Origin of the sequence: Amycolatopsis sp. ATCC 39116, assembly GCF_000231075.2 — a bacterium.
GTDB lineage: Bacteria > Actinomycetota > Actinomycetes > Mycobacteriales > Pseudonocardiaceae > Amycolatopsis_E > Amycolatopsis_E tucumanensis.
Window position 1 is genome coordinate 285,718 of record NZ_AFWY03000004.1, and the last position, 14,843, is coordinate 300,560.

Genomic DNA, 14,843 nt, shown 5'->3' on the forward strand with positions numbered 1-14,843 from the left:
GGGTACCACTGTTCCAGATCAGGCGCCGGGCTTGAGGCTCTGCTCGAAGTAGTCGACCATGTCCTGCGGCGTCGGGCCGTCCGTGCCGAAGTCGATCCACACCAGCAGGCCGCAGATCTCGGCGTCGTCCGTGCCGAAGAGCATGATGCCCATGCCGGTGGTCGTGCCCGCCAGGTAGTCGCCGCTGAGGCCGTCACCGCTCCAGCGGCCTTCGAGCGCGGTGTCCGAAGCGCCCAGCTGGGACTCGATACCCGGTTTCAGCGCGTCGAACGACATGCCCTCGTAGTAGACGACGGACCGGCCGCTGGTGGTCGAGTCGCTGGGCAGCGTGCAGGTCACCACGTTCTCGGCGCCCGCCTGCTGGATCGGCACGCCGGCCCCGCCGCGTTCGCAGGTCCCGACGTCCGGCACGGTGCCGGCGAGGCGGCGCATGCAGGAGGTGAAGCCGTCGGCGTCCGGCTCGCCGCCGGTCGAGCAGCCCGCGGAAACCTGCTGGGTGGAGTGTCCGGTGCTGCCGGCCGCGGCCGGGCCGCCGGCCCCGCCGCGGGTGACGGCGAGGAGGGTGATCACCAGCGCGGCGACCAGCACGCCGACGCCGGCGCCGATGAGCAGCGGTTTGCGGACGCCCCTGGGCTTGGGCGGCGGTGGCTGCCAGGCGACGGGCGGGGTGGCCGGCGCCATGGCCGGGACGGTGCGGCCGTCGATCGCGGGGATCGCGGGCGGGGTCGGCGGCGGGGCGGCCGGGACGTGGTGCAGTCCGAACGCGACCGCGGTCTCCGGCTGGTCCTGGGTGGTCGGCAGGACGCCGAGCTGCTCGGCGAGCAGTGCCGCGACCAGCGGCATGCGGCTCGGCCCGCCGACCAGGTAGACGCCGGTGAGCTGCTGCGGGGTGCGCCCGGCGTCGCGGATGGTCGCGGCGAGCATCTCGGCGCTGCGCAACAGGTTCGGCCGGACGAGGGCCTCCAGTTCGGCGCGGGTGACCAAGACGTCGTCGAACGGTTCCGGCATCGGCACTTCGGTGTGCGCGTGGCGGGACAGGGTTTCCTTGGCCTCGCGGACGTCCTGCAGGAGCGCGCGGCGGATGCGGCGGTCGGCGAGGCTCTGCGGGCGCAGCATCCGCTGCCACTGGGCCGGGTCGGTGTGGGAGACCTGGCGGCCGACGTGTTCGAGGAGGGCCTGGTCGATGTCGAGGCTGCCGAGGTCCGGCAGGCCGTTGTCGGCGAGCACGGTGAAGCCGCGGTCGGTGACGCCGACGACGGCGCAGTCGAACGTGCCGGCACCGAGGTCGTAGACGGCGAGGGTGCTGCCGGGCGGCAGGGTGCGGCCGAGGGAGGCGTAGTGCGCGGCGGCGGCGACCGGTTCCGGGATGAGGACCGGGTTGGGGCCGAGACCGGCCTTGACCGCGGCCTGGCGGAGGAGCTGCTGGCGGGTGGTGCCCCAGCGGGCGGGGTGGGAGAGGCGGACGTGGTCAAGCGGCTGCCCGGCGAGCTGGCGGTGGGCCTCCTCCGCGACGCGGCGCAGGACCGCGGCGAGGGCGTCGGTCACCTCGACGACGGTGTCGCCGAGCAGGAGGGTCGCGTCGTCGATGCGCCGCTTGGGGTTGGGCTCGAACCGGGCCGGGTCGAGGCGCGCCCGGCGCTCCGCGTCCTGCCCGACGACCAGCGTGCCGTCCTCACCCGCGAAGACCGCGGAGGACATGGTGACCGACCCGTCGACCTCGATGACGCGCGGCCCGCGACCGAAGGCGGACAGGACGGCCACGGTGCTCGACGTGCCCAGATCGATCGACAGGACGTTCATGTGCCTCCCCTCAGCGCAGCGATCACACTATCGGGGAGCCCCCGCGCCCCGAGAGGAGTCGCCCCCGGAAGCGCTCTCGTTTCGGCGATCAGGCCGACCGGTGTGCCGGCTCGGTGGCCGACACGGTGACGTCGTGGTCGTCGAAGTCCGCCACGACGCGCAGCCTGCCGCCCAGCGCAGCCACGTAGCGGGCGATCGTGTCCAGCTCCATCTGCCGCGGGTCGCCCTGTTCGAGCTGGCTGATGCGCGGCTGGCTGACCCCCATGCGGCGCGCCAGCTCGGTCTGGCTCACACCGGCGTCCTCACGCAACTGCGCGAGCCGGAACCCGAGGACGTAGGCCTGAGTCGCCTCCGCGGCATCGGCCATGACGACGTTCACGTCCCGGCCGGCCTGGACGTCGATGTTCAGCTTCTCCGCCTTGACCTCGTTCCACGAGCGGCCCATCAGTCCTCCTCCCCCGCCAGGTGCTTCTCGTACCGGTTGTCGGCCAGCGGGATGTTGATGTCGTACCAGTGCTTCCAGTTGCCCGCCTTGTCGCCGGCCACGAGGAGTATCGCCCGGCGAAAGGGATCGAACGCGAACAATATCCGGATCTCTGTGCTACCCGCGGACGCCGGGCGCAACTCCTTCAAGTTGTGGAGGCGTGAGCCCCGCAACCGGTCCACCAGCGGCCTGCCGAGCCCTGGCCCGTGGCACGCGAGGAGGTCGATGGCTGCCTCGACGAGGTCGGCCGAAAGCGGATCGGTCCAGCACAGATCGACGAACCACTCGTCCACCTCCCGGTGCAACTCGATCTCCCACCCCATGCGCAGAATATAACGCACACCTTATGAGTGCAAGTAACCAGCCCGGAAACGCGAAAGTGCCCCCAGGGAACCAGTCCCTGGGGGCACTCTCGTCTGGCGGTCTTACGAGATCAGCGCTCGCCTTCGGCGTCGTCCTCGTGGGTGCCCGCGCCGATGCTCACCGGCGGGGCGTCGGGGACGTCGGCCGGCTTCGGCTCGCCGCGGAAGACGAAGCGCGCCTCGTCGTCGCGGTCCTCCGGGTTGCCGCTCCAGCCCTCGACGTCGACGATCACGATCTGACCAGCCTCGACCTCACCGAACAGGATCTTCTCGGACAGCTGGTCCTCGATCTCCCGCTGGATGGTCCGGCGCAGCGGACGGGCGCCGAGCACCGGGTCGAAGCCGCGCTTGGCCAGCAGCGCCTTCGCCTTGTCGGTCAGCTCGAGAGCCATGTCCTTGGCCTTCAGCTGCTTCTCCACCCGCGTCACCATCAGGTCGACCATCTCGATGATCTGCTCCTGGGTGAGCTGGTGGAACACGATGATGTCGTCGATCCGGTTGAGGAACTCGGGCCGGAAGTGCTTCTTCATCTCCTCGTTGACCTTCTGCTTCATCTTCTCGTAACGGGATCCCTCGTCGTTACCCGAAGAGAAGCCGAGGCTGACGGTCTTGGAGATGTCCGACGTGCCCAGGTTCGAGGTGAAGATCAGCACCGTGTTCTTGAAGTCGACCGTGCGGCCCTGACCGTCGGTGAGCCGGCCGTCCTCCAGCACCTGCAGGAGGGTGTTGTAGATCTCCTGGTGGGCCTTCTCGATCTCGTCGAACAGGACCACGGAGAACGGCTTCCGGCGGACCTTCTCGGTCAGCTGGCCACCCTCCTCGTAGCCGACGTACCCCGGAGGGGCGCCGAACAGCCGCGAGGCGGTGTAGCGGTCGTGGAACTCGCCCATGTCGATCTGGATGAGCGCGTCGTCCTCGCCGAACAGGAACTCCGCCAGCGCCTTGGACAGCTCGGTCTTACCGACACCGGACGGGCCGGCGAAGATGAACGAGCCGGACGGGCGCTTCGGGTCCTTCAGGCCGGCACGGGTGCGGCGGATCGCCTGGGAGACCGCCTTGACGGCGTCCTCCTGGCCGATGATCCGCTTGTGCAGCTCGTCCTCCATGCGGAGCAGACGCGTGGTCTCCTCCTCGGTGAGCTTGAACACCGGGATGCCGGTCCAGTTGGCCAGGACCTCGGCGATCTGCTCGTCGTCGACCTCGGCGACGACGTCCAGGTCACCGTCCTTCCACTGCTTCTCCCGCTCGGACTTCTGCGCGAGGAGGTTCTTCTCCTCGTCACGCAGCCGGGCGGCGCGCTCGAAGTCCTGCGCGTCGATCGCGGACTCCTTGTCGCGGCGCACCTTGGCGATCTTCTCGTCGAACTCGCGCAGGTCCGGCGGAGCCGTCATGCGGCGGATGCGCATGCGGGCGCCGGCCTCGTCGATCAGGTCGATCGCCTTGTCCGGCAGAAACCGGTCGTTGATGTACCTGTCGGCCAGGGTGGCCGCGGCGACCAGCGCGGAGTCGGTGATCGACACGCGGTGGTGCGCCTCGTAGCGGTCCCGCAGGCCCTTGAGGATCTCGATGGTGTGCTCGAGCGACGGCTCGCCCACCTGGATCGGCTGGAAGCGGCGCTCCAGCGCGGCGTCCTTCTCGATGTACTTGCGGTACTCCTCGAGCGTGGTGGCGCCGATGGTCTGCAGCTCGCCGCGGGCCAGCATGGGCTTGAGGATCGACGCGGCGTCGATCGCGCCCTCGGCGGCACCCGCGCCGACGAGCGTGTGCAGCTCGTCGATGAACAGGATGATGTCGCCGCGGGTCTTGATCTCCTTGAGCACCTTCTTCAGGCGCTCTTCGAAGTCACCGCGGTACCGGGAACCGGCGACCAGGGAGCCCAGGTCCAGCGTGTAGAGCTGCTTGTCCTTCAGCGTCTCGGGCACCTCGCCCTTGACGATGTTCTGGGCGAGGCCCTCGACGACGGCGGTCTTGCCGACGCCGGGCTCGCCGATCAGAACCGGGTTGTTCTTGGTGCGGCGGGACAGCACCTGCATGACCCGCTCGATCTCCTTGCCGCGCCCGATGACCGGGTCCAGCTTGCCCTCACGCGCCGACTGGGTGAGGTTGCGGCCGAACTGGTCGAGCACCAGCGAGGAGGACGGGGTGCCCTCGCCGCGGCCGGCGCCGGCCTCGGCCGGCTCCTTGCCCTGGTAGCCGGAGAGCAGCTGCAGCACCTGCTGGCGCACCCGGTTCAGGTCCGCGCCCAGCTTGACGAGCACCTGCGCGGCGACGCCTTCGCCCTCGCGGATCAGGCCGAGCAGGATGTGCTCGGTGCCGATGTAGTTGTGGCCGAGCTGCAGCGCCTCGCGCAGCGACAGCTCGAGCACCTTCTTGGCGCGCGGGGTGAACGGGATGTGCCCGCTCGGGGCCTGCTGGCCCTGGCCGATGATCTCCTCGACCTGCTGCCGCACGCCTTCCAGCGCGATACCCAACGATTCGAGCGCCTTGGCGGCGACACCCTCACCCTCGTGGATCAGGCCCAGGAGGATGTGCTCGGTGCCGATGTAGTTGTGGTTGAGCATCCGGGCCTCTTCCTGGGCCAGGACGACCACCCGCCTCGCGCGGTCGGTGAACCTCTCGAACATTCCCACTCCCTCGACTGCTGCGCCGGCGGTGAGCACCCATCACTTCGCGATGGATTCAGCACCGTGAGTCCACTGTAGTAGCCATGCGGTCCCACCGGACTACCACTGGGGCGGATTAGGTCACAGCTGGTGTAGATGCCGGAAACCCCCGGCGATGAGTCTGCGCTGGTAGCTGACGTACATGTGCAACGCGGGACTTCTCCCGACGATTCCGCAAGCCCCGGTTTGTCCGCTCACCGCGAACACCCCCGGGACGGGGACGGGACTGGCGCTCGCGCGTGAATTGAGTAAGGTAAGGCCAACCTAACCACTCGGATGGAGCAGGGAGGTCCGCCATCGAAACCGCGCTGGGCGCTCTCGGAGCGTCCGTCACGAGGGTGGCCGCCCTGCAGGACCGCATGGAAGTGCGCGCCGACCTGCCCGCGACGGGCGGCTGGCAGCGCTGCGGCGACCTGCTGGCCGACCCCGCGCGGTTCGACGTGTGGCGCAAGCTCCTCGGCGAGTGGCTGCGCGACGGCTTCGGCGAGGCGCCCGAACGGACGACGGCCGGGTTCGTCATGTCGTGGTACCTGCACGTGCCGGCGTTCACCGGTGCGTTGCTGCTCCATCACGAACGGCGAGTACCCATGCTGCGGCCGGGTGAACTCGCCTTCCGCCTGTGCGCGGACCGCCCGCACCCCGAAGGTGTGGCGGTGCTGGGGGACGAGTTCTACTGCCTGCCCGGGGACCCCGACGCGGACCGCCCCGAGGCGACGGTGGTCGCGGACGACCGGGCGCTGGCCGCGGTGCTGCGCGCTCGTTACACGGCGCACGCTGCGCAGTTCGTGCAGGCGTACGCGCCGCTGAGCCGGCTCGGCCGCCGGATGCTCTGGGCGGCGGCGACGGACGCGCTGGACAGCACGCTCTGGTGGGCGGGCCTGTACGCCGGGGACGAGGCGGCGGGCGTCGCGGACGCGCAGCTCGTGCTGGACGAGCACTACCCGCCGCTGACGGCGTCGACCCGACTGCGGCCGACCGAGGACGGGTGGGCCCGGCGGCGGGAGAGCTGCTGCTTCTCGTACCTGCTGCCGGAACAGCCCCTGTGCGAGGGCTGCCCGCGCACCTGCCGCCGGTGACTTTCACCACACCGGCCCGACGCGGTTGATCCGGGTCGTTCACCGACGGGACCAACCCCGCCGCGGCGAAGCCCTCGCCCCGGCACGCCGAACTCCAGGGCGGCCAGTAGCCGGGAGCCGGGCAGCGTTCAGCCACAAACGGTCCGGCACCGGCGCCTCGCCCCCGCACGGCACCCCGCGGCGGACGCCACCCCCAGCCCCCGGCCCAACAGCCAGCGGCCGGCAGCCGGCAGCCCTAGCCGCGCCACCTCGGCCCCGACACCCCAGGGCGCCCCGCTAGGCGCGCCACTCCGGATCGCGGCCCGTCAGCGCCAGCAGCCGGACCAGCACCGGCGCCTCGTCCGCGCACGGCACCTCCGGCCCGAACACCTTCATCTCCCGCGCCTGCTCCGCCGTCGCCTTGGCCGAGGCGTACAGCGCCGCCGCCACCTCGGGGTCCACGGTCAGCGGCAGGCCGGTCGCGCGGGCCAGGTCCCAGCCGTGCACCACCCATTCGGTCAGCACCATTCCGGCGATCATCTCGGCCGGCATCTCCGCGTCGCCGAACTTCGTGGTGCCCTCGAGCGCCCCCGGCCGCCCACAGGTATCCACAAGTCCATCCACAAGCGTGCACAGCTCACCCAGCCAGTCACCCTGCGTGAGATCGACGTCCCGCTCGCCGGCGGTCACCGCGGGCGCCGGTTCGCGGCGCAGCGCCGCCGCCAGCCACGGGCCCCAATAGAGAAGGTGGTTGAGCAGGGCGCGCACGTCGTATTCGGCGCACGGAGTCCGGTTGTCCAGTTGGGCTGGTTCGATGGCGCGGAGCAGCCCGGTGAACTCGCGCGCGGCCCGCTCCAGCATCGGTCGAAGGTCGGTCATGCCTCCATTCAGCCGAATCGCGACGCCGCCGTCTTGAACAAAAGCGACAGCCGCTCACGAATGACCCGCCCGGACAGAACCGTGTTCAACCTGCCGCGCAATGAAAAAAGCCGCCGGGAATCCCCGGCGGCTCTTCCACGCCCCTCTTTACCCGAACTGCGCTCAGTTCTTCTTGTGGTAGGCCTCCACGACCTCCGACGGGATACGCCCGCGGTCGGAAACCTGGTAGCCGTTCTTGCGCGCCCAGGCCCGAATGGCCTGGTTCTGCTCGCGGTCGACCGACGCGGAACGACCCGCGACCTTGCCGGCGGGCTGACGGCCCGGCGTGCCCCGCTTGCGGCCACCGGCACGCCGCGCGTGCTCGACGTACTGGGCCAGCGCGTCACGGAGCTCCTCGGCGTTTTCCGCCGACAGGTCGATCTGGTACGAGATGCCGTCAAGTCCGAACTCGACGGTCTCGTCCGCCTCCGAGCCGTCGATGTCGTCGATGAGCGACACCAGCACCTTCTGTGCCATGTGTTTCCTCCTGTTTTCGGCCAGCCACGAATGATCGGGCAGGGGCAGGCGCCCTGACCAGAAGCCATTGACTAGGACATTAATACCCGGAATCAGGGCAGCACGCAAATCACGTTACCGATACCGTGACTAGTTCGTGCCTGCTATTCGGGGCGCACCAGCGGGAAGAGGATGGTCTCGCGGATGCCGAGGCCGGTGAGGGCCATCAGGAGACGATCGATGCCCATTCCCACGCCACCACTCGGTGGCATTCCGTACTCGAGCGCGCGCAGGAAATCCTCGTCGAGGCGCATCGCTTCGCTATCCCCGGCCGCGGCCTGGCGGGCCTGGTCCAGCAATCTTTCCCGCTCGATCACCGGATCGACCAGCTCCGAGTATCCGGTGGCCAACTCGAATCCGCGGACGTAGAGGTCCCACTTCTCGGCCACACCGGGCTTGGTCCGGTGCTGCCGCGTCAGCGGCGAGGTCTCGATCGGAAAATCCCGTACGAAAGTCGGCTCGTGCAGGTGATCACCGACCAGGTGCTCCCACAGTTCCTCGACCAGCTTCCCATGGCCGAGTTTCGGATCGACCTCCAGGCCGCGCGCGGACGCGAACCCGCGCAGCTTCTCGACCGACGTTTCCGGCGTCACTTCCTCGCCAAGCGCGTCGGACAACGAGTCGTACATGCTCAGCGACGTCCATTCGCCGGACAGGTCGTACGACGAGCCGTCGGCGAGCGTGACCTCCAGGCCACCGAAAACGGCCTGCGCCGCTTCCTGGATCAGCTCCCGCGTCATCACCGCGTTCGTGTCGTAGGTGGCGTAGGCCTCGTAGTACTCCAGCATCGCGAATTCCGGCGAATGCGAGGAGTCGCTGCCCTCGTTGCGGAAGTTGCGGTTGATCTCGAAGACCTTCTCGATCCCGCCGACCACGCACCGCTTCAGGAACAGCTCCGGCGCGATCCGCAGGTACAGATCGATGTCGAACGCGTTCGAATGGGTGATGAACGGCCGGGCCGACGCGCCGCCGTGGAGGGTCTGCAGCATCGGCGTTTCCACCTCGGTGAAACCCCGGCGGTGGAACGATTCCCGCAGCGAACGGACCACCGAGGCGCGCGTGCGCACCACGTCGCGGGCCTGCGGGCGCAGGATCAGGTCGACGTAGCGCTGGCGGACGCGGGTCTCCTCGGCCAGCTCCTTGTGCGCGACCGGCAGCGGGCGCAGCGCCTTCGCGGCCATCCGCCACTCGTCGGCCATGATGGACAGCTCGCCGCGCTTGGACGTGATGACCTCGCCGTGCACGTAGACGTGGTCGCCGAGGTCGACGTCCGCCTTCCAGGCCGCCAGCGCTTCCTCGCCGACGTTCGCGAGGCTGATCATGGCCTGCAGTTCGGTGCCGTCGCCTTCGCGCAGCGTCGCGAAGCAGAGCTTGCCGCCGATGCGGGAGAACATCACGCGGCCGGTCACGCCGACGACCTCGCCGGTGGCCGTGTCGGCGGGCAGGTCCGGGTGCGCCGCACGCACTTCGGCGAGCGTGTGGGTGCGCGGCACTTCGACCGGGTACGGCTCCACACCCTCCGCGAGCAGCCGATCGCGCTTGGCCCGACGGACCCGCATTTGTTCGGGCAGGTCGTCAGCGGGCACCGGGCGATCCGGGGAGGGGGAATCCGTCATGCCGATAGGGTACGAACCCCCGCGACGACTAGGCCAACCGGATTACCTGTACGACCAGCACAAGCACACCGATAGCATCGCCGGAGTGAGCGAAACCACTTCATCCGCCGATCGTGAGCTGTGGAGCCGGCGGTCCCGCTCATTCGGGGGGCACGCGGACGCCTACGACGAACACCGCCCGGATTACCCGCTCGACGGAATCCGCTGGGCGTTGCCGCCCGGGGCCGCGGAAGTGGTGGACCTCGCCGCGGGCACCGGCAAGCTCACCGGCGGCCTGCGCGCGCTCGGGCTGCGCGTCACGGCGGTCGAACCGGATCCGGGCATGCGCGCCGAGTTCGCCCGCCGGCACGCGTGCGTCGAAGTCCTGGACGGCACGGCGGAGCGGATCCCGTTGCCCGACGCCAGCGCCGACGCGGTGCTGGCCGGCCAGGCGTTCCACTGGTTCGACCTCGACGCCGCGCTCCCCGAAATCGCACGCGTGCTGCGCCCGGGCAGCGTGGTCGCCGGGCTGTGGAACGGCAACGACGATTCCGTCCCGTGGGTCGCGGAATTCGCACGGGCCTCCGGTTTCGTGCAGCGCGGGCGGTCGGTCGCGACTCTGCCCGAACACCCCGCGTTCGGCGCGTTCGAGGAGAAGACGTTCCGGCACTCGCACCGGCGCACACCCGAAAGCCTGGTCGAAACGATCTCCACGCATTCCCACCTGCTCGTCGCGGACGATGCCGAGCGCGCGGAGACGCGGCGGCGGGTGCTGGAATTCCTCCGCGCCAACCCGGCCACCGCGAACGGCGAATTCGACCTGCCGCTGCTGACGACGGTGCTGCGCGCCGTCCGCCGCTAACGCGTCTGACGTTCGAAGGCCAGGCGCAGGCCCAGCAGCGTCAGGTCGGGCACGTGCTCGGTGATCGTCTCCGATTCGCCGATCACGAGCGGCGCCAGCCCGCCGGTCGCGAGCACGGTGACCGGCTCGTGCGTCCGCGCCGTCAGCTCACGCACGATCCGCCGCACCAGGCCGTCGACCTGGCCGGCGAACCCGAACACGATGCCGGACTGCAGGCACTCCACGGTGTTCTTGCCGATCACCGATCGCGGCCGGACCAGTTCGACCTTGCGCAGCGCCGCCGCGCGGGAGGCCAGCGCATCGACGGAGATCTCGATGCCGGGCGCGAACGCGCCGCCGAGGAACTCGCCCTTCGCGGAGATCACGTCCACGTTGGTCGAGGTCCCGAAGTCCACGACGACGCACGCCGTGCGGTACAGGTGGTGCGCGGCGAGCGTGTTGACCAGCCGGTCCGCGCCCACCTCACGCGGGTTGTCCACCAGCAGCGGCACGCCGGTGCGCACGCCGGGCTCGACCACGACCTTCGGCACCCGCGCGTAGTAGCGGCCGAGCATGACCCGCATCTCGCGCAGCACCGCGGGCACGGTGGACAGCGCGCTGATCCCGGTGATCGCGTCGGCGTGCTCGCCGAGCAGGCCGCGCATGGTCAGCGCCAGCTCGTCGGCGGTCATCTGCGCGTCGGTCCGCATCCGCCAGTCGCCGACGAGCTTGGCCGCGTCCCCACGGCCCTCGTACAGGCCGAGCACGATGTTCGTGTTGCCGACGTCGATCGCCAGGAGCAAGGGAGTTCAGCTCTCGGCGTGCAGCAGCGCGTCGAGCCGCGCGGCGTCGACGGTTTCGGCGACCGGGAACGGGTTCTCCCGGTCCGGCGACGCGATCGGGATGCTGCCGCTCACCAGGCCGGAGCCGTCGGGCGCGTGCCCGGGGTCGCTGCCCTCGTGCTTGATCCGGTTCTCGTCGTCGACGAACACGATCCGCGGCTGGTAGGTGGCCGCCTCGGCGTTGTCCATCTGCCCGTAGGAGATCAGGATGACCAGGTCGCCCGGGTGCACGAGGTGCGCGGCGGCGCCGTTGATGCCGATGACGCCGCTGTCCCGCTCGCCCGGGATCACGTAGGTCTCCAGCCGCGCCCCGTTCGTGACGTCCACAATGGCCACCAGCTCGCCCGGCAGCAGGTCGGCCGCCTCCATCAGCGTCTCGTCGATCGTGACCGACCCGACGTAGTGCAGGTTGGCCTGGGTGACCGTCGCGCGATGGATCTTCGACTTCAGCATCGTGCGGTACATGGTTATCTCACTTCCTCCGACGCGCCCAGCACCACCGGGACGTTGTCGATCAGCCGGGTCCGCCCGACCCGGGCGGCGATCAGCAACCGTGCTTCCCCATCGACGGGCGCGGGACCGAGATCGGTTCCGCGCAATTCGAGGTAATCCACGTCGACCTCCGGGCGGGCGGCCAGCGTCGCGCGCGCCGCCGAGAGGACCGCTTCCCCGCCGTTCGGGCCGGAATGCCCGCCGGCCGCGAGCGCCGCGGACAGCACCACGGCGGCTTCCCGCTGTTCCGGCGAGAGGTAGACGTTGCGCGAGGACAGGGCCAGGCCGTCGGACTCCCGCACCGTCGGCACGCCGATCACGCGGACGTCGAGGTTCAGGTCGCGCACCATCCGCTTGATCAGGACCAGCTGCTGGTAGTCCTTCTCGCCGAAGAACGCGAAGTCCGGCGTGACGATGTTGAACAGCTTCGCCACCACCGTCAGCACACCGGCGAAGTGGCCGGGGCGGTGGGCGCCCTCCAGCTCGTCGCCGAGCGGGCCCGGGTGCAGGGTCACCGCGTGTCCGTCGGCGTAGAGGTCGCCGACCTTGGGCACGAACGCGATCTCCACGCCGTCCTCGGCGAGGATCTCCAGGTCCCGCTCCAGCGGCCGCGGGTAGGCGTCGAAGTCCTCGCCCTCGCCGAACTGCAGGGGGTTCACGAAGATCGACACGGCGACGACGGTGTTCGGCAGGCGCTTGGCGCGGCGGATCAGCTCGCGGTGGCCGGCGTGCAGCGCGCCCATGGTCGGCACCAGCGCGACCTTGCGGCCCACCGAGTGCAGCGCCGCGGTGACCCGGTGCACGTCGCCGGGCGTCTGGTAGGTGTTCAGCTGCCCGCGGCTGAATTTCGGTGTGGTCACGGGTTTTCCGGCCTTTCCAGAAGTTCGGTGATCTCGGCGGCGGCGCCGGCGTCGAGCAGGCCGGCCGCTTCGGCTCGCTGCGCGGTGCGCCGGGCGAGCGAGGTGTAGGCGGGCACGATCGCGGGCTCGGTGGCTTCGAGCACGCCCAGGTGCTTGCGCAGAGTACCGGTGTCGCCGCGGGCGACCGGACCGGTCAGGGCGCGGTCGCCGTGCCGCAGCGCGTTGTCCAGCGCCGCCGACAGCAACGGGCCGAGCATGCGCTCCGCGTCGCCGATCCCCGCGCCACGCAACAGGTCCGCGCAGTCGTCGACGAGCGTGATCAGGTGGTTGGCGCCGTGCGCGAGCGCCGCGTGGTAGAGCGCCCTGGCGGCTTCCGGCACCCGCACCGGTTCCGCGCCCATCTCGACGGTCAGCGCCTCGCCCACGCTCCACGCGGCCTCGTCGTCGGCCGCGGCGGTGACGCCGACGCTGCAGGCGGCGAGCCGGTCGAGGTCCTCGGACCGGCCGGTGAACGTCATGACCGGATGTAGGGCCAGCGGCAGCGCTCCGGCTTCGGCGGCCGGGGCCAGCACGTCGAGGCCGTGCGCCCCGGAGGTGTGGATGACGATCTGGCCGGGGCGCCAGGAACCGGTGGCGGCCAGGCCGCGGACCAGGCCGGCGAGTTCGTCGTCGGGCACGGCCAGCAGCACGAGGTCCGCGGCCGCGGCGACCTCGTCCGGCGGTTTGAGCGGCACGCCCGGCAGCATGCGCTCGGCGCGGGCCTGGGAAGCGGCGGAAATGCCGGCGGCGGCGACCACCGTGTGCCCGGACCGGGTCAGCGCGGCGCCGACGACGCTGCCCACGCGGCCGGCGGAGATCACTCCGACGCCGAGCCTGGCGGGACGACTCACGGCGTGCCCCTGTGGACGCTCATGGCAGCAGAACTCCTCAGCTCGTTCCAGTCCCGCTCCGTTCGCGGGTACCGGACGACGGGGCGAGAGTAGCTCGCGGAAACGCCCCGGGTCGGCGGCGGGTGACCAGCTTCACCCGACCCGGTTTACCCGGTATGACTGCCTTCACCCGCCAGCCGGACCGCGTCGGCGCGGGAAGCGCGCAGCGTGGCCAGCAGTTCCCGCTTGCGCTTCTCGTGGTCCGGGGTCTCCTTGCGGCGGCGCAGGAACGCGAGTTCGGTCACGCTCGCCTGGTAACGGGCCACGGCTTTCGCCGCCGCCCGCCCGGACTGCCGCCGGGCCTGCCGCCGCCACTCGCGGCGGCCGGCGAGCGTGGACAGCAGCTCGACCTCCGACGGGGCGATCAGCCGCGCCTGGACCATCGCGGGCAGTGCGGCGGTGACGATGCGTTGTTCGCGGCGGCGTTGCAGGAGGACGAGCATCACGACCGCGATGAACATCGGGACCATGATCAGGAAGTAGACGTTGAGGAACGTCTGCGCTCCGCCGAGGACCGCCGCGCCGTTCCAGAGGGCGTGCAGCAGGACGGCGCCCAGGTAGGCGCCGATCGGGGCGAGGACCTTGACGGCCCGGTTGTCGGTGCGGGCGGCGTAGCCGAGGCCGATGCCGGTGATCGCGGCGAAGAGGGGGTGCGTGAACGGCGACAGCACGCCGCGCAGCACGAACGCGGCGATCACGCCGGTGCTGGTGGCGTCGCCGAAGCCGTAGTCGGCGAAGGCGCGGCCGAAGTAGTAGATGTTCTCGGTGAACGCGAAGCCGGCCGCGGTGAACCCCGCGTAGACGATGCCGTCGATGATCCCGTCGAACTCGTCGGCGCGGCGCAGGAGGACGGCGAGCACGAACGAGGCCTTCGCGGCCTCCTCGACGAGCGGGGCGGACAGGAGCGCGCTGAGCTTGCTGCCGCTGCCCTCGCCGAGCAGCAGGTCGCCCACCGTCTCGGCGGTGTTGTTGATCAGCAGGGCGGTGATCGCGGCGAGGCACGCGCCCCAGAAGAAGGCGACCAGGAGGAACTTCGCGGGCTCCGGCTCCCAGCGGTCCACCCACAGGATGGTCGCCACGACGACCGCGACGGGAACGAGCGCCGCGGCGACGCCGATGGCCACCGCGAGCGGCCCGACCTGCACGGTGACCAGGCCGAGAACGGTCAGGCCGCACACGGCCAGGATGACGAGGCCGAGCACGGGCAGGAGCACGGTGAGCCTGCGAGGGGGTGCCGTCACAGCCCGGCACTCTACGGTGACTGGCTGCGGGGGCGAGCGGGGTGGGCGGGGGGTCTGGGTGGGCGGGCAGCGCGAGGCGCTGCTGAGCGGAACCGGCGTGGTCCAGAGCCGCACCCGCGGAACCACGGTGGTTCCAATCCCGCAGCCCGCCACAAGATCGTTGGTGGGCCGGGCCGGGTCGGCAGCGCCGCGGGGTCGCCCTGGTTCAAAGCCGCACCCACCGAAACCACGGCGGTAACCCCCCA

At 70.6% G+C, this 14,843-nt stretch carries 14 protein-coding genes; 2 read left to right on the top strand and 12 right to left on the bottom strand.

Annotated elements, in window-relative coordinates; translation table 11 throughout:
- Positions 1-18: 18 nt before the first annotated feature.
- From AMY39116_RS0307560 to AMY39116_RS0307575, 4 genes are all read right to left on the bottom strand, one after another.
- A complete protein-coding gene (locus tag AMY39116_RS0307560) occupies positions 19-1,800 on the bottom strand; it encodes an Hsp70 family protein (protein WP_020417081.1) in 1,782 nt (593 codons plus the stop codon).
- A gap of 88 nt (positions 1,801-1,888) precedes the next feature.
- A complete protein-coding gene (locus AMY39116_RS0307565; protein WP_020417082.1) occupies positions 1,889-2,245 on the bottom strand; it encodes a helix-turn-helix transcriptional regulator in 357 nt (118 codons plus the stop codon).
- A complete protein-coding gene (locus AMY39116_RS0307570; RefSeq protein ID WP_020417083.1) occupies positions 2,245-2,607 on the bottom strand; it encodes a type II toxin-antitoxin system RelE/ParE family toxin in 363 nt (120 codons plus the stop codon). The genes AMY39116_RS0307565 and AMY39116_RS0307570 overlap by 1 nt, the downstream gene beginning before the upstream one ends.
- 110 nt (positions 2,608-2,717) lie before the next feature.
- On the bottom strand, positions 2,718-5,270 hold the full coding sequence (locus tag AMY39116_RS0307575; protein ID WP_020417084.1) for an ATP-dependent Clp protease ATP-binding subunit: 2,553 nt from the start codon (positions 5,268-5,270) through the stop codon (positions 2,718-2,720).
- Between the two features lie 377 nt (positions 5,271-5,647).
- Between AMY39116_RS0307575 and AMY39116_RS0307580 the strand changes: the two genes are divergently transcribed.
- A complete protein-coding gene (locus AMY39116_RS0307580) occupies positions 5,648-6,385 on the top strand; it encodes a (2Fe-2S)-binding protein (protein WP_020417085.1) in 738 nt (245 codons plus the stop codon).
- Between the two features lie 276 nt (positions 6,386-6,661).
- Here AMY39116_RS0307580 and AMY39116_RS0307585 read toward each other — a convergent pair whose 3' ends face one another.
- From AMY39116_RS0307585 to lysS, 3 genes are all read right to left on the bottom strand, one after another.
- Positions 6,662-7,243: a TIGR03086 family metal-binding protein gene (locus AMY39116_RS0307585; RefSeq protein WP_027935728.1), complete on the bottom strand. Its 582-nt coding sequence runs from the start codon at positions 7,241-7,243 to the stop codon at positions 6,662-6,664.
- A 162-nt stretch (positions 7,244-7,405) separates the two neighbouring features.
- Positions 7,406-7,759 carry an Lsr2 family protein gene (locus AMY39116_RS0307590; protein WP_020417087.1) on the bottom strand — a complete coding sequence of 118 codons (354 nt, stop codon included), beginning with the start codon at positions 7,757-7,759 and terminating at the stop codon, positions 7,406-7,408.
- 143 nt (positions 7,760-7,902) lie between these two features.
- Positions 7,903-9,414, bottom strand: coding sequence for a lysine--tRNA ligase (gene lysS, locus AMY39116_RS0307595; protein WP_027935729.1), 1,512 nt, complete (start codon positions 9,412-9,414; stop codon positions 7,903-7,905).
- Between the two features lie 85 nt (positions 9,415-9,499).
- On the opposite strand from lysS, the gene AMY39116_RS0307600 reads away from it, so the two are divergent.
- Entirely contained in the window at positions 9,500-10,255 is a 756-nt protein-coding gene (locus AMY39116_RS0307600) for a class I SAM-dependent methyltransferase (RefSeq protein WP_020417089.1), read from the top strand.
- On the opposite strand, the gene AMY39116_RS0307605 is transcribed toward AMY39116_RS0307600, so the two are convergent.
- The 5 genes from AMY39116_RS0307605 to AMY39116_RS0307625 form a co-directional block, all read right to left on the bottom strand.
- Positions 10,252-11,037 carry a type III pantothenate kinase gene (locus AMY39116_RS0307605; RefSeq protein WP_020417090.1) on the bottom strand — a complete coding sequence of 262 codons (786 nt, stop codon included), beginning with the start codon at positions 11,035-11,037 and terminating at the stop codon, positions 10,252-10,254. The genes AMY39116_RS0307600 and AMY39116_RS0307605 overlap by 4 nt on opposite strands.
- A gap of 6 nt (positions 11,038-11,043) precedes the next feature.
- Positions 11,044-11,541: an aspartate 1-decarboxylase gene (gene panD, locus AMY39116_RS0307610; RefSeq protein WP_017985424.1), complete on the bottom strand. Its 498-nt coding sequence runs from the start codon at positions 11,539-11,541 to the stop codon at positions 11,044-11,046.
- Between the two features lie 2 nt (positions 11,542-11,543).
- Positions 11,544-12,428 carry a pantoate--beta-alanine ligase gene (gene panC, locus AMY39116_RS0307615; RefSeq protein WP_020417091.1) on the bottom strand — a complete coding sequence of 295 codons (885 nt, stop codon included), beginning with the start codon at positions 12,426-12,428 and terminating at the stop codon, positions 11,544-11,546.
- The gene (locus AMY39116_RS0307620; protein ID WP_027935730.1) at positions 12,425-13,318 is read right to left on the bottom strand and encodes a Rossmann-like and DUF2520 domain-containing protein; all 894 of its coding nucleotides are present in this window, start codon (positions 13,316-13,318) and stop codon (positions 12,425-12,427) included. The genes panC and AMY39116_RS0307620 overlap by 4 nt, the downstream gene beginning before the upstream one ends.
- A gap of 146 nt (positions 13,319-13,464) precedes the next feature.
- Positions 13,465-14,571 carry a PrsW family intramembrane metalloprotease gene (locus AMY39116_RS0307625; RefSeq protein ID WP_020417093.1) on the bottom strand — a complete coding sequence of 369 codons (1,107 nt, stop codon included), beginning with the start codon at positions 14,569-14,571 and terminating at the stop codon, positions 13,465-13,467.
- Between the last annotated feature and the right edge of the window lie 272 nt (positions 14,572-14,843).